The 15,029-nt window shown below is 49.0% G+C and carries 18 protein-coding genes; 1 reads left to right on the top strand and 17 read right to left on the bottom strand.

Annotated features, from left to right (window positions below; translation table 11 throughout):
* The 17 genes from MJ769_RS01260 to MJ769_RS01180 form a co-directional block, all read right to left on the bottom strand.
* Positions 1-296: hypothetical protein (locus MJ769_RS01260; RefSeq protein ID WP_239234033.1), on the bottom strand; the 296-nt coding region annotated here is incomplete at its 3' end.
* The gene (gspM, locus tag MJ769_RS01255; RefSeq protein WP_239234032.1) at positions 293-871 is read right to left on the bottom strand and encodes a type II secretion system protein GspM; all 579 of its coding nucleotides are present in this window, start codon (positions 869-871) and stop codon (positions 293-295) included. The genes gspM and MJ769_RS01260, both read right to left, overlap by 4 nt.
* On the bottom strand, positions 871-2,250 hold the full coding sequence (locus MJ769_RS01250; protein WP_239234031.1) for a PilN domain-containing protein: 1,380 nt from the start codon (positions 2,248-2,250) through the stop codon (positions 871-873). Before MJ769_RS01250 ends, gspM begins: the two co-directional genes overlap by 1 nt.
* A 1,045-nt stretch (positions 2,251-3,295) precedes the next feature.
* Positions 3,296-4,222 carry a type II secretion system minor pseudopilin gene (locus tag MJ769_RS01245; RefSeq protein WP_239234030.1) on the bottom strand — a complete coding sequence of 309 codons (927 nt, stop codon included), beginning with the start codon at positions 4,220-4,222 and terminating at the stop codon, positions 3,296-3,298.
* A 5-nt stretch (positions 4,223-4,227) separates the two neighbouring features.
* Positions 4,228-4,905: a prepilin-type N-terminal cleavage/methylation domain-containing protein gene (locus MJ769_RS01240; RefSeq protein WP_239234029.1), complete on the bottom strand. Its 678-nt coding sequence runs from the start codon at positions 4,903-4,905 to the stop codon at positions 4,228-4,230.
* Positions 4,902-5,321 (bottom strand): prepilin-type N-terminal cleavage/methylation domain-containing protein, encoded by a 420-nt coding sequence (locus MJ769_RS01235; RefSeq protein ID WP_239234028.1) that lies wholly within the window; start codon positions 5,319-5,321, stop codon positions 4,902-4,904. The genes MJ769_RS01240 and MJ769_RS01235 overlap by 4 nt, the downstream gene beginning before the upstream one ends.
* Before the next feature lie 128 nt (positions 5,322-5,449).
* Positions 5,450-5,905 (bottom strand): GspH/FimT family pseudopilin, encoded by a 456-nt coding sequence (locus MJ769_RS01230; protein WP_239234027.1) that lies wholly within the window; start codon positions 5,903-5,905, stop codon positions 5,450-5,452.
* Complete coding sequence (gene gspG, locus MJ769_RS01225; protein WP_239234026.1) at positions 5,893-6,333, bottom strand: type II secretion system major pseudopilin GspG; 441 nt, start codon at positions 6,331-6,333, stop codon at positions 5,893-5,895. Before gspG ends, MJ769_RS01230 begins: the two co-directional genes overlap by 13 nt.
* A 127-nt stretch (positions 6,334-6,460) precedes the next feature.
* Positions 6,461-7,675 carry a type II secretion system F family protein gene (locus MJ769_RS01220; RefSeq protein ID WP_239234034.1) on the bottom strand — a complete coding sequence of 405 codons (1,215 nt, stop codon included), beginning with the start codon at positions 7,673-7,675 and terminating at the stop codon, positions 6,461-6,463.
* Between the two features lie 7 nt (positions 7,676-7,682).
* Complete coding sequence (gspE, locus tag MJ769_RS01215) at positions 7,683-9,377, bottom strand: type II secretion system ATPase GspE (RefSeq protein ID WP_239234025.1); 1,695 nt, start codon at positions 9,375-9,377, stop codon at positions 7,683-7,685.
* Positions 9,378-9,795: 418 nt separating this feature from the next.
* A complete protein-coding gene (locus MJ769_RS01210) occupies positions 9,796-10,602 on the bottom strand; it encodes a zinc-ribbon and DUF3426 domain-containing protein (protein WP_239234024.1) in 807 nt (268 codons plus the stop codon).
* Positions 10,578-11,468, bottom strand: a complete 891-nt coding sequence (prmA, locus tag MJ769_RS01205; RefSeq protein WP_239234023.1) for a 50S ribosomal protein L11 methyltransferase — start codon at positions 11,466-11,468, stop codon at positions 10,578-10,580. The genes MJ769_RS01210 and prmA overlap by 25 nt, the downstream gene beginning before the upstream one ends.
* 1 nt (position 11,469) lies before the next feature.
* Entirely contained in the window at positions 11,470-12,825 is a 1,356-nt protein-coding gene (gene accC, locus MJ769_RS01200) for an acetyl-CoA carboxylase biotin carboxylase subunit (protein WP_239234022.1), read from the bottom strand.
* A gap of 3 nt (positions 12,826-12,828) precedes the next feature.
* Positions 12,829-13,275 (bottom strand): acetyl-CoA carboxylase biotin carboxyl carrier protein, encoded by a 447-nt coding sequence (accB, locus tag MJ769_RS01195; RefSeq protein ID WP_239234021.1) that lies wholly within the window; start codon positions 13,273-13,275, stop codon positions 12,829-12,831.
* 2 nt (positions 13,276-13,277) lie between these two features.
* Positions 13,278-13,721, bottom strand: a complete 444-nt coding sequence (gene aroQ, locus MJ769_RS01190) for a type II 3-dehydroquinate dehydratase (RefSeq protein WP_239234020.1) — start codon at positions 13,719-13,721, stop codon at positions 13,278-13,280.
* A 63-nt stretch (positions 13,722-13,784) separates the two neighbouring features.
* Positions 13,785-14,198 (bottom strand): putative toxin-antitoxin system toxin component, PIN family, encoded by a 414-nt coding sequence (locus MJ769_RS01185; RefSeq protein WP_239234019.1) that lies wholly within the window; start codon positions 14,196-14,198, stop codon positions 13,785-13,787.
* A 1-nt stretch (position 14,199) separates the two neighbouring features.
* Positions 14,200-14,418, bottom strand: a complete 219-nt coding sequence (locus tag MJ769_RS01180) for an AbrB/MazE/SpoVT family DNA-binding domain-containing protein (RefSeq protein WP_239234018.1) — start codon at positions 14,416-14,418, stop codon at positions 14,200-14,202.
* 254 nt (positions 14,419-14,672) lie between these two features.
* Between MJ769_RS01180 and MJ769_RS01175 the strand changes: the two genes are divergently transcribed.
* Positions 14,673-14,954: a hypothetical protein gene (locus MJ769_RS01175; RefSeq protein WP_239234017.1), complete on the top strand. Its 282-nt coding sequence runs from the start codon at positions 14,673-14,675 to the stop codon at positions 14,952-14,954.
* Positions 14,955-15,029: the final 75 nt, after the last annotated feature.

Raw genomic sequence — 15,029 nt, 5'->3', positions numbered from 1 at the left:
GGACGGGACGATGGCGAATGCTGGCGCGGCACGATTTTGGGCGGCAGGGGGCGGCGGGTTGGAGCAAATAATGGCCGCGCCAATATCTCCGTATAGGATTTATCCAGTGACAGTAAAGCAAACTCCGGCTGTAATGGCATAACTGCGGGCCTAATTTTTTGCGGTTTTGGTTGCGGCAGAGACATATTGACACGGTTACCCCAACCCAGTTCGGTGCCAATCGTCCAGGTCAGCAACAAGATTAACGCCAACCATAATATGGTCGTGAAATGGCGAGGTTCGAATGGTAACTTCATTGTTTATCCGCTACCAATGCGTAGCCAGATACGTCAAGCTGCGCTTGGAGTTCGGGCTCTGTCACAGGCGTATCCTTGCTCGATGTATTTGCCTGCGAGCGTATGCTGATATTATCAAGCAGCAGATAAGGCTGCACTGTTTCTACGGCATAAAGAATTTTTCTCAGCGCGGACATGTTGCTGATAAATTGGATGTTCACAGTAACACGTCGATAACCACCGTCATCTTTAAATGGCACCACTTGCATGCTGACCAGCTTACCACCATTGGCCCCGATCGTATTTTTTACGGTTGCCTGAATTTCCGAGGCTGCCAATGCGGCGCCAGTGTTTCTGAGGAAATGCTGGCGGCCTTTTTTTTCCTTCACGTGATCGAGTGCCAACTGGATTTCGCCCTGGGTTGCGATAATGTGCCGGTAACGCCCCAAGTAATCGACCATGCTATCCAACGACTGATCGTAATGGCGATGCAACATGTTAACTGGAATGAATAGCAACAAAACGCCAATCGTTAGGCATAAGATTAACAGCCCTATGGCTAGGCTACGATTTTGATTTTTGCTGAGGGCACGCATCAGGGTTTAGCCTTTGGATAAGGCGCCGCTTTCATTGGCTGTTTAATCGACGTGTTCGAAGCCGGTTGCGATGGCTTGAGGTCTGGCACTCGAAGCGGCAATGGCGAATTAAATTTCTCCGCTTCAAGCTTGTTAGATTCGGATATGGATTGCTCTGACATACTAACGGCGTTATCGGGCGTGCCTAGTTCAGATTCGACCGCAGGCGATGGTGGTTGCAGTGTAGCTTGTTCGGGCGCTGGCGCAATGATTGCTGTGATCGGAACGGCCTTAATTTCTGCTGCCAGATGGAAACGTTCTCTGTTTGGCATATGCCCCTTGGTTAGCGGCGAGCGAAAGTTGGCGTCATGCAATAATTCGGCATTCTCAAATAAAGCGATCAATCTCGACGAGGAACCGGTTTCCCCCTGAATTTGCAATTCTGTGCCTTTAAGATTGAATTGTTGGACCCAAGTGTCGTCCGGCAACAGACGCGACAACTCGTCCAGCACTACCACCAGCGGAGGAGCTTCCTGCTTTTTTTTCAGCATGAAATTGTACTCTGCGGCTAGCCTCTCCTGTTCGCGCCGTAACGCGTCGGCTTCTCTCGCTTGCTGATTGGCGCGGTCAACTATCGGCAGCAGTGCAATCACGGCTTGTCGCTTCTGCCAGATAGGGATGATTATGGCGGCCAATGCCAGAATCAGCGTTAGCAGCAATAGACCGAGGTTGATTCCGCGCAGCTTGGAAGGCTGCGCAATTTTTCGCTCGACGGGCATCAGGTTGATAGCATCGCCGTCCGGCGCGGCAATACCGGCTACATATGCAGCATTGACTGGCGCACCCCAACGCTCTAGCAGGTTCAGTGAGCTATCTATCGCTGAGCGTGGTACAACCACCAGCTTGACGACAAGCCGGTTGTTTTGGTTATCCACACGCAACACCCGAAAATCGAAATAAACCTGTTCAACTTTGAAAGGGGTATGGCGATCCATTTCGAAACCTAGCACTTGGCGCAGATTTTTGGCTGCTGCCAGAGGTAGTTCGATCTGTTTGACGAGGCATTGAGTATCCGTGAGCCACAAGGCAACCTGCTCATCGCGTTTATGCAGCTTGCTAAAAAGTGTCTGAAAAGTATTGCCTTGGGTATCAAGGTCGTCAGATTGCCTATCGACTCGACCCTGTTCGGTCAAGCTGCCTTGCAGCCAGCGCTGTAATATGACGGTTTGAGGCTTAACTTCTATAAGCAATCCATTTGCGGCGTTTGCACTGGATTGCCGCATCCATTGAGGCACGAGCGCAATGAGTTCACCCGACCACCAATGCCAAAAGTGCCCAAGCGTGGAATTTTTGTCAAAAGTAAAGCGCGGTTGCCGCGCAGCCTGAATTTTATTTGTCATCTAAAACCGAAGTACACATGTGAGAGGCCTCTCATTCTGGCGAAGAGAGGTATAAGCGTAATGAGCCCTGCCTGATCAACAGATGAAGCGCATGACAATCAATGATTTTTATAATTTGCTCAGTCCTTATCAGCGTCTGGTTATTCTAAGGCATAGCCATGAATAAATGTATACGTAACGATGCATCCAAAAGATTGTTAGTAGATATGTTCATTATCGTTAAGTTCTACCAAAGCTTTATACATATCAAAAAATGGCTCTATGTTAAATAGAGTGGGTAATCAACTTTAAATCTCCCGCAAAAGAAACATACCTCTCGCAAAAAAATCCGTTTGTCCTAGGCCTGTCGAAGGGTGAGCGGATTTACCTTTTTTCAGGCGATGAACTTCCGCTCAGTTGCCGCACATCATTGCTTCTTTAATTCTTGCGGCTCCAGCCCATGATGTGCATCTCGGCCGGCAAGGCATCTTTCCGCGTGACTCACTATCTGTAACCAAGTGCCACTGAACTGCGCGTTGAGGTCTAACCCTCGCATTCTCCGGCATGGAATTGGCGCGATTTGCCTTTCAAGATGTCGGTATGAGCGGTGTATTGCTACCGCTGTCACAGTAGTGAATGTACACTAAAAGTATTTTATTTATCTTTAAATTAGCAATCTATTCTTCGATTAGCTCAAGATAAATAGATTTTAAGCTAACTACTTCTTTTCGTGCATCTTGCACTTATCGAAGTGCTTACCCTCTACGAGTTACATAGAACCGAAAAATAAAAATTATGCGCCCATCGGGACACTTCATCTGAATTTTGTAGCCTGCAATATAACGATTGCGCAAAATCTTTCTATAACGATAAATTCGGCATAGAGTGCCACCATGTATTTCTAGTCTGAACTTAAGTATCTTTAGGATGCATGGCTAGATGAGGACTGTTCAAATATTCCATATTGGAATGTTTGAACAGTCCTCAATTTTGATGGGAATCTGCGACCATCGCTCTCATTTATCACTCCCGTAAAAATAGTAGGGGGATTAATCGCGCGCAATTTTTAGTTAATAGTTGCTTGTTCCTCAACGAACGGCTTGGGAGTCGCTTCCCCTTCCTTCCAGGAAAAAAATACGAATTTACGAACGGCGCCTTGATCAATTTTTACTACGGTTTCACGTATAAACACTGTGCCATCTGGCAGTGCCGCTTCGGCACGAACACTATACACGGAACCGTCTGCACCCGCCACAGCAGCGGCTGCTGGCGCAAACGGCGGTGGCTGTAATTTTTTGAGCAAGGCTTCCTGACGCGCTTCAAGATAGGCGTCAACCAGCTCTGCATTAGCGCCGGGTAGCGCTAGCAAAACTTTTTTCGGTGCAATGGCTGCATTTATTCCAGCCTGATGTGAATCTACAGTTAGTGCATCTGCCAGATTAGCGAACAAATCCGGTGTCATGCCCAATACCCGCTGCAATTCATTAACAGTTTCAAACGGTGCATTGGCCGGGCGGTATTTCAACCCGGCAGCTTTGTATTCCGCAACCTCGGCGCCTTTGGGATGCGGCAAATCATCGTCGTCGCGCCAATCCACAATAGCGTCCAGCAGGATGTTGCTTTCTTCATCGTTAAGTCCGACACTTTTTAACAATCCCTTCAGCAAATCGTCTGAAGCGCTGTTGAGATCAATTTTTCCGGACACATCCAGAAGCATAATATTGAGTTTGCCTCCTCCGAATTCCCACTGGTGCGGCACGCCATCGCCTTCCCAGCGCTGCAGATCGCCGATTGGTTTGAACATTTCATAGAGCGCACGCTGCATGCCAGCATCAGCTACCGCTTGAGCCCGTGCTGATGCTGCCAGGTTCTGCGCCAGCAGAATATCCGTACGCATGCTGTAAGCAAAGCTGGCAGCAATCACCGTCAATAATGTGGTTGCCCACAGCACTAACACCAAGGCAATACCATGTTGATATTTTTTGTTGGTCACGGCCTTCACCCACTCACGCATCTACTGATAGAGCTGTCCCACACACAGCCAGTATCAGAACCGATTACCGGTGCTACCACTAAATCCGGCCAAACACGACCATTACTAAACTTGACCCGAACACGGATCAGATAGGGTAAATGCTGCTGACTATCTTTGTTTCCCCACTGATCTTGCCATTGCGGTTCGGCATCTTTAGTTTCGGCACCAAAATAGGCGAAGCTTACTTCCTGAACATGCTCCGCCAACACGATTTTTTCGACATTTTCCAACGCGGTAAAGTCAACGCTGTCTGCCACTGGGATGGCACGCTTCATTACCAGTTGGCCAAAATCATTATCCTGCGCCAACTCCAAACTAATCAGAAACAGGCCGCCCGCACCTAATCGCACAGCAATCGGAGCCACCATCTTGATATTATCTGGCTCACCGATAAATGCCAGATTCATATCTGCTTTTTTTTTCCAGTGAAATGGAGTGACCTGGCTTAATTCACGACGCAAAAAACCTTGCAGTAAAGCCAAATGCGTCGAATTTTCTGCGTGCATTTCGCCCGCATCCCAGCTGCGTGCGCCTAGACGCATGCCACCAAACAACAAGGCCAGTATCAGTCCAAGCAAAGACATAGCGATTAGCAGCTCCAGCAAGGTAAAGCCAGCAAGCCTGTGTTTATTCAGGATCACAGTGCCACCGCATTCACCAATCGAAGCGTTTTAAGACTGGCCGAGCGCGACTGGTTACCACCACCCCATAGCACCTGTACTTCTACTTCTAATAGAGAGACGGGCAAAATCGGTACGGGCATTCCAGTCTGCTCGCTAGTCTGTGCCGGCGTCTCCAAATAGGGTCGAATGCTGACATGCCAACGGTATACGGCATCAAATTCGCCATCGCTCTCACTTATTTTCATTGGCGTCTCGATGCCAACCGATGCTAACTTGCTTTGACCCAGCAAAATTGCTTGCTGATTTTCATTAACTCGACTGGCATTACGCAATCCGCCAGAAAAAATCTGCATTAATACGCCCAATATCATTGCCAGAATTACAAATGCCACCAACACTTCAAGTAAAGAGAAGCCACGATTGAATTTATGCATAACCAAGGGGATTGTCAGCGAATAATCTGAACATTATTTCGAGTCTTAATACTTATGCAATTTCATATGAACTAACGCTTGCATTGAATACAGCCAAAATTCAGAAATGCCAGGTTCACATACAGCCCTTAATTGAGAACATTGACTTGGCCGGTCAGCCAGTCGACATTAATTTCGTATTTACGGACACCCGATGTTACCGTGATACGACCGCCAGTGGAGCTTCCATCCGGGTAAAAACGAATTGCGCCGACCCTGTCGGGCAACATCTCGGATTGTGCTGTAAACAGGCTGATATCCAACTTTGCTGGCAAGACATATCGGCGCTGGTCACCACTCACCTTGAAATTCCGCTTTTCAACATCCAGTGTCAATGTCGATTCTACTTTTCGTGTGACTGCCAGGCTGCGCGCTTGACGTAAACCAGCCGCCAGTTGGCGCGCCGCGCCTTTAAGTTCGGTGCCGGGCAAGCCGGCAGAGATCATCGGTACCGCCATGGCATATACCATCACCATCAACATCAGCACTACCAGTAATTCAAGCAGGGTAAAACCGGCGCTGACACGCGATTTTATTCGCCCCAATTATTGATATCCTTATTCTCGCCCTCGCCGCCTTCACGGTTATCAAGACCAAGTGAGCTGATATCATAATCTTTATTGTGCTGCCCCGGCGAAGCGTAATGGTAATCGTTGCCCCATGGATCTTTTGGCACGGTCTTCGCTCCCTTAATGTAAGGACCGTTCCAACCGGTCGCACCAGTTGGAGCCACGACCAACGCCGACAAACTTTCCTGTGAATTTGGATAGCGCCCGACTTCCAGCCTGAACAATTCCAAGCTCTGACCAAATTGCTCAATTTGCAGTTTACCCGTTTTGCTTTTTGATGTTCCAAGATAGTCCATTACCTTTGGCCCTACCAAGCCAGCCAGCAGACCCAAAATTACCAGCACCACTAGCAACTCGAGCAAGGTAAACCCTGTCTCCCGCAGTACCTGATTCATCCTCTTCATAATGTCTCTCTCCAAAAATATACCATTTCTATTTCCCTATGTTATCCATGCTGCCTGAATCCATCATCGCTTATGATGGGATTCAATTAGACTGAGCGCCTTTTTGCAGTCGGACTCTCAGTTCTGGTTACATCGCCAAGTCGTTGACACTTAGGATGGCAAGCAGAATTGACATAATGATACCGCCAATCAACAGCCCCAACCCCAAAATCAGTACTGGCTCCATTAGACTTAACATGCGCTTGACCGTAGTTTGTACCTCATTGTCATACACATCTGCTACACGCAACAGCATTTCTTCAAGCTGGCCCGTTTCTTCGCCAACTACGACCATATGAACCGCAAGCTTGGGAAACAAACCCGTTTCCATCATTGGCCTACCCAATCCCAAACCTTGCTTAAGCTGATTCGCCACACTATCGAGTCCCTCAGCCATGACGCTATTACTCAAGGTTTCTTTTATAATAAAAAGTGCGTTTAATAAAGTCACTCCGTTACCTAACAAAGTGCCGAGGCTGCGACTAAAGCGGGCTACTTCAATCTTTGTCACCAGATCACCTACGAGCGGCAGGCGCAAAAAAATGCCATCCCATCGGTAACGACTACTAGGGTTGCGCATTTGCTGTTGCAGCAGCACATAAATTGCTAATGCACCAATTAATAGCATCCACCAGTCATGGCGTAGAAAGTCACCCGCAGCAATAACGATTTGCGTTGGCAGTGGTAGGGTTTTACCAGATTGCTCAAACATCAAGGAAAACTGCGGCACAACGAACATCAGCAACATCATTACAGAACTGACCGCCACCACCATCAGTATTGCGGGATAAACCAATGCAGATGTAACAGTTTGCTTAAGTGCTTTGGCGCGTTCCATAAACTCAGTGATACGCGACAGTACCGGACCAAGTGAACCTCCCGCTTCACCAGCACGCACCATATTGAGGTAGAAACGGGAGAACACGCCTTTCTGAGCTTCCATCGCGGCGGAAAGCGGAGCCCCACCGCGCACGTCGTCACGCACTTGTGTCAACAGGTTACGTACTTTAGTGTTTTCGGATAGCTCGACCAGAATTTCCAATGCGCGATCAAGTGGTAATCCGGCATGTAATAATGTTGCTATTTCACTGGTGAAGACGCCAATTTCTGCCTGACTGACTCGACTGGAGCGTAACCATCCAAATGAAACGTTTCCTGCAGACTGTTCCAGCTGCGCCAGTTCAACCTGAATCGGGATATATCCCATCGCCTGCAAACGATCTACTACCGCTTCATTAGTGCGGGCTTCCATTTCGCCTTCCAGCGCTTCACCGTCTGCACTAACCGCGTTGTATTGAAACACCGGCAAATCAGCTCTCCCGCGTCACGCGCAATACTTCCTCAATGGTAGTGATCCCTGCCATTACTTTGCGCAAGCCGTTATCAAACATAGTTCGCATGCCCTGATCGATTGCCAGTTTGCGTATTTCTCCAGCAGTTGCATGCTGCATCACCAAACTGCGAATACCATCGCTCATGGTAAGTATTTCCACAATGCTTACTCGACCAATATAGCCAGTGTGACCGCATGTTGGACAGCCAACCGCATGATAAAGTTCAATCGGACGCGCTGTGGTAAAGCGATGCAACTCCATTTCATCAACTACTTCTGGCAGCACTGTTCGCAATTGACGACATTGTTCGCACAATGTGCGCACCAAGCGCTGCGCCAGAATGCCAATAACAGTGGAAGTTAGAAGATAATCGTCCATGCCCATATCGAGCAGACGGTTAATCGTGCTGGCGGCATCATTGGTGTGCAAGGTGGACAGCACCAAGTGGCCGGTAAGCGCTGCCTGCACAGCAATCTGCGCGGTTTCCAAATCGCGGATTTCACCGATCATGATAACGTCTGGATCTTGGCGCACAATGGAGCGAAGGGCATTGGCAAAAGTAAGGCCGATCTGTGCTCTGACCTGAATCTGGTTTACGCCTTCCATCTGATATTCGACTGGGTCTTCCACAGTGAGTATCTTCACATCCGATTTGTTCAACGTTTGCAATGCTGTGTAGAGCGTGGTGGTTTTGCCGCTACCTGTAGGGCCGGTGGCCAAAATAATTCCATGGGGTTGCTGCAATACATCTATGAATGATTTGAGCAAGTCATCATCAAACCCAAGCGAGGCAAAATTTAGGGTAGTACCACTTTTGTCGAGTATCCGCATTACCACGCTTTCACCATGCATGGTAGGCACAGTGGAAACACGCAAATCGATTTCCTTATTTTGAATTCGCAATTTTATGCGGCCATCTTGCGGCAGACGTCGTTCCGCAATATCCAAGCTTGCCATGATTTTAATACGCGATATGACAGCCGCAGACAAGCGTCGCGGCGGCGACTCTACTTCGTGCATCACCCCGTCTACTCGGTAACGCACGATTAGGCGGTTTTCGAATGGTTCGATGTGAACATCAGATGCGCGCGCCTCCACCGCATGGCCAATAATCAAGTTAACCAGGCGAATAACCGGCGCCTCGCTGGCAAGATCCTTAAGATGTTGCACATCGTCGCTCGCACCTTCTTCCTCGAGGGTTTCAATGTCGCCGACTATCTCCCCCATCGACGTCTTGGCACCACCATAAAGACGCTCGAAAGCGCTTTCCATATCCTGCTGCACTGCCACACGAACACGGACTGAACGATGCGTTAGCAAGCCAAAAGCATTGATGACGTACTGATCAAGCGGATCCACTAGCGCCAGCACCAGCTCGTGTTCATCTTCATGTAGCGGCAATGCTTTAGACTCTTTGAGGAAACGCACCGATACACACTCTTCAAGTAAGGGCATTTGGGGATAGTCAGTCGGCTCCACTAGTGTGAGCCCAAGCTGTGCCGCCAATGCCTCTGCCACATCACGGGCGGTAACTATCCCTTGCTTTAATAGCAGCGTGCCGATACGTTCATGTTCACTGACTTCATCTTTCTGTAAATCCAGGGCACGCTCCAGCTCGAGCGTATTCAGCTTCCCCTGCTCAACTAGCCATTCTCCTAAACGTTTCCTCAACTTGATGCTTTCTGTGCGAAAAATTGTGGGAATGGTATCACGAACATGCGGATTTCCGCGTAAGCAGGCTACCCGAATTCGCTTTTAGCTAAGCCACAACATTAAACACGTATAGACGGTTTAAAGTACAAAAAAGCAGCATGATGCCGACTTGAAGTTATAAAGAGGCCAACGTAGACAGCTATGCGGGACAATTAGCCCAAGTGATTTTCGTGGGTTCCAAGAGTGGATGTTCAGTTTCCGCGCAGTCGAATCCCGTGCTGCACTCGAACTTGAATTCGCCAATATCTAATAGCCATCATACCCCGCAGCGCGCTTTGAATCATCTGACGCCAGTTCAATCAATAAATAATAGTACACAAAAAAACCAGATTTACTTGTTGAATCCACGGTTGATAAACAAGCGAGACTTGACAGTTTAAGGATAATACAAAAACAAGCGATACCCAGTTGGTTTAATATCGGCAGTGTCAAGATGTAGTTTGATGCCAACCTCATGGTTGGGTAGTAGTCCTTGTTTATCATTCTCGTTGGGTTTGAGATATTCTGTTGGGAGGAAGATGCGACGTGCCAGTGCCTCATTCATAGAGTTGGTGAGTGTAAGTTCAAAATTGGGGTATGTTTGAGCAAATGGAGCACGGTTTCGCAAGCTGGCATTGAGAGTGATGACGCTTGGAAGTTTGGGATCGGATTCCAGGTCAGAAGATTCGATGCTCAGCTGGTCAATTTTTTTCGGCAGCGGGATATCGCAATTGAGTAGCTTGCAATAGGACGTGAGTGCAAACTTTATGCCCGGCAGGTGCGCGGCGAGTTCGACACGGAAAAAATACGTAGTCTGTGCCAGAAACACTATGAACAAAAGTAATGTGACCACCACCCAGGACCAGTGAACATTCTTTTGGATGACTGGGGGGGCGGTTTCCAGTGTTTCTTCTTTACTGGCTGTAGCAAGTTGGCTGAAATCATATGTATTGTGGGTTGCAGGGAGATGTTCTGTGGGGCTTTCGACAGGCACTTGCTGCATTTCTTCCTGGTCAAGGGTTAGGGCAAGTTGCGGGCTGGGTTCGTTATTATGCAAATGTTTTGAGGCATTGAATATCGCCTGGCAACGTCCGCAACGCACCATGCCCTGATACATGTCCAGCTGAGTTTGGCTAACCTTAAAGCGGGTACCACACTCTGGGCATTGGGTGACTGCGCTCAACGCTTCACTCCAGATAGGCATGTCCAACCTTCTTCCATAACCGGTGGCCTGAAGTCAAACCACTGACCATAGACGTTCATAACGTCTTCGGCCTGTTCGCTGAGTACACCGGATAACACAATTTGGCCGCCTTGCCGAGTTGAGCCTGCCAGCAACGGAGCGAGTACTTTAAGAGGATTGGTAAGAATATTGGCTACTACAATATCAGCTTGTTGTTTCAGTGCGGCATTTGGCTGGTGGAACTGCGCGTCAACTTGATTAGCCGTTGCATTATCGCGGCTGGCTTGCACGGCTTGTGCATCCACGTCCACGCCAGTGGCGCGGGCAGCGCCAAGTTTGAGCGCAGCGATGGCAAGGATGCCCGAACCGCAGCCATAATCCAATACAGATTCACCCCCCCGCAAATTAAGATCCAGCCAGCGCAAGCACAAACGGGTAGTGGGGTGGCTACCGGTACCAAAAGCCAGGCCGGGATCAAGCGTAATATTGATGGCACAGGGATTGGACGGGGTGTGCCAAGTGGGCACGATCCATAAGCGCTGCGAAATGCGAATGGGATTAAACTGCGACTGGGTCAGGCGCACCCAGTCGTTGTCCTCCAAGGTCGCGGTGGCATAGGTTGGCGGCTGTTCCAGTCCGATGGCGTGTGCCGCTTCCTGCATGATTGCGTCTATCGGCGTATCTTCGACAAACAGAGCCGTAACGCGGTTGTGTGACCATAAATGGGGGGCGGGTTCGCCCGGTTCGCCAAACATGGCGTGCTCATTTTGGGTGTCAGCATCAGCATCATGAATGTCTACGGATAGCGCGCCGAGAACCAGCAGAGCCTCACTCAGCATCTCCGCTTGGGATGCGGATGCAGTGATCGTCAGCGTAAGCCATGCCATGTTATTTTACCTTGAGGCGTTCGGCTAGCTTGTGTTCCAGATAGTGGATGCTGGTGCCACCTCGCAAAAAAGCGGCGTCTAACATCAGTTCCTGATGTAGCGGAATGTTAGTCTCTATACCTTCTACCACCATTTCCGATAAGGCAGTACGCATACGGGCTATCGCCTGTTGGCGGTTGTCACCATATGCAATAATCTTGCCGATCATGGAATCATAATACGGCGGCACGAAGTAATTGGCGTACACATGCGAATCCACGCGGATACCAGGGCCACCAGGAGTATGCCAAGTAGTAATGCGGCCGGCCGAGGGCGTGAACTTGTAGGGGTGTTCGGCATTGATACGACACTCGATGGCATGACCTTTGAGGGCAATATCATTCTGTTTGAAATTGAGTTTTTCACCGGCAGCGATACGAATTTGCTGTTGTACGATATCAATGCCAGAAACCATTTCACTGACCGGATGCTCTACCTGTACGCGAGTATTCATTTCAATGAAGAAAAATTCATCGTTCTCATAGAGAAACTCGAAAGTGCCCGCGCCGCGATAGCCAATTTTGCGGCAAGCAGCTGCACAACGTTCACCAATTTTATTACGAAGACGAATGTTGAGCAGAGGTGCTGGCGCTTCTTCAAGGATTTTCTGGTGGCGGCGTTGCATTGAGCAGTCGCGCTCACCTAAATATACCGCATTACCATAAGAATCTGCCAGCACTTGAAATTCGATGTGGCGCGGATTCTGCAAGAACTTTTCCATATAAACCACTGGATTATTGAACGCAGCCTGCGCCTCGTTACGCGTCATAGTTACGGCATTGAGCAACGCCGCTTCGGTATGTACCACGCGCATGCCGCGTCCTCCCCCGCCCCCGGCAGCCTTTATAATGACTGGGTAACCGATACTACGTGCAATCTTTGTGATTTCGGCTGGATTGTCCGGCAGTGCGCCATCCACGCCCGGCACACAGGGAATACCTGCTTTTTTCATTGCATTTTTGGCAGAGACTTTGTCGCCCATTAAACGAATGGTTTCTGGGCGCGGACCAATGAATACAAACCCGCTTTTTTCCACACGCTCGGCAAAGTCAGCATTCTCAGATAAAAAACCGTAGCCAGGGTGGATGGCTTGTGCATCTGTAACTTCCGCTGCGCTAATAATGGATGGGATGTGCAGATAGCTTTGTAGCGAAGAAGCCGGGCCGATGCACACCGACTCATCGGCCAGTTTGACATACTTGGCATCTGCGTCAGCTTCGGAATGCACTACTACGGATTTAATGCCCATCTCACGACAAGCTCGCTGAACTCTTAAGGCAATCTCGCCTCGATTTGCGATGAGAATTTTTTCAAACATTATTTAATTGATGATAAAAAGAGGTTGGCCATATTCTACTGGCTGGCCGCTCTCAACCAGAATCGCACTAATGATACCGCTTTGATCAGCTTCGATTTCGTTGAGCAGCTTCATTGCTTCAATGATGCAGAGGGTCTCACCCACACTCACGCTCTGGCCTACTTCCACAAAGGGTGAGGCGCCAGGGGAAGGGCTACGATAGAAACTGCCGACCATCGGCGATTTCACTACGTGACCATCTGGTGTTACGGGTTTGGCTGGTTCAACAGGCACATCAACAAGTTGAGGACTATGCGTGGTCATGTGCTGCGGCGCAGCATAAATATGCTGCGCCGCAGCACCACCAGAACGGACAATACGCACACGCTCTTCACCTTCACTAATTTCCAGCTCGGCAATACCGGAGTTTTCAACCAGTTCGATCAAGGTTTTGAGTTTACGTAAATCCATGATTAGCTCCTAACAGAATATTGCAGCGCGTATTGCACTGCGAGTTCATAACCGGTTGCACCCAAGCCACTGATAACGCCAATAGCGATATCAGAGAAGTACGATTCTTTGCGAAACAGTTCGCGTGAAAACACATTTGAAAGATGGACTTCAATAAATGGGATAGCCACCGCCGTCAGTGCATCGCGTAAAGCCACACTGGTATGCGTGAAAGCAGCGGGGTTAATGACAATAAAATCGGTGCCGTCCTGGCGTGCCAAGTGTACGCGATCCACTAAAGCGGATTCAGAGTTACTTTGAAAATACAACAGACTTTCGCCCTGCATATGCACCAACTGCTGCAAATTGTTGTTAATTTCGTCTAAAGTAACATGGCCGTATACGCTTGGCTCGCGGCTGCCGAGCAAGTTCAGATTGGGACCATGTAGGACCAGAATGGTTTTCATGAACGCAGTTTGCCGCAAATTAGGGCAAGTTGTCTAGTTTTTAGAGGAAATTGAACGGAGTAGTTATGCGAGACGTTCTTCTTGCAAACGTTTGCGCAACTCCTCAACGGTGAGGATGGGTGGGATGAAGCTTCCTCGCAATGCGAGTAAATCTTTTTCAACACTCACCAGTGCGCTTACCTTGGCTTTGTGCGCCAATGCCAAAAATACTTGACTAAATACGCCATGTGATGGCATCCAGTTTGATACGGAAGCTTCTTCACAGTATGGGAAGAAATCTTCCAGCAAAAGATCCTGCTCCGCGATTGACAGATTGAATTTGGGGTAATTCAATGAGTCGAACAGATCCTCCTTTGTTGCGTTGCTGATTACTGGGCGGATAGTCTTTGCTTGCCACGCCTTTTTCAACCACGCTAAATTCCCATTAGCGAATAATAAAGCAGAGAGTATTACATTGGTATCGATAACAACGCGCATATTATTCCTTGGCCCGACGTGCCCAAGCAGTGGAATCTGCTACATCTTTTTCGGAAATACCTGATGCAAGCAATTTGTCTCGAACGGCTTCGACGCTTTGAGCCAAACCTGGCGTTACAGCAGCAGTGAGACTATCAGCTTCAGAATCGAGATGGTTAGCAATCTTCACTTGGGAAGCGAGTTCATCCGGCGTCGAATTTGGAGTTTGCTTGACGTACATAATAATTACTTCAGCGGCTAGGGAAAGGTAAACAAGGTAAATTAATGTCCGATAATACTTCAGAAAATGGACGTGCGCAAGTTCAAGCCATTGTCTGAAAAGGCGTAGGCAGGCTTTTTGTCCATATAGTCACTTTGACCCAAATCCCGCGATTCAAAAAAATGAAGTAAAGGGAAGCCCCGCCTTGCTTGCGATCCGGTAGGATTGCGGTTATCAAGACACTCACCTATCGGGTGACGAAAGGAGACAGGGCGATGGGAACTTTGGCACAAACGGTGCTTCCGTTCAAGCTGGAAGCGACGAACGAGATGCTGACGGCGAACGCCGGGCTGGCTTTGTTCGGCGAATTTATTCAGGGTATGGGTTTTTCGCGATGGCTGGAACAGGAGATGCCCAAGCCCGGCAGCGGGCGGGGCTACATGGCACCGTTCTACGTCAAACCGCTGGTGCTGGTGCTCACGGGTGGCGGACGCTCGCTCGAAGACCTGCGCACCCTCAAGAACGGCACTGCACTGTCCAGCTTGCTGCAACAATGAAGATGCTGCCCACTACGCCTACAAGGGCGAGCAAGGCTATATGCCCATGATTGGGCACTTGGCCGAAGCGGGTGT

It is taken from the genome of Candidatus Nitrotoga sp. BS, from assembly GCF_927797785.1.
Lineage (GTDB): Bacteria > Pseudomonadota > Gammaproteobacteria > Burkholderiales > Gallionellaceae > Nitrotoga.
This window is presented reverse-complemented; position numbering and strand designations above follow the sequence as displayed.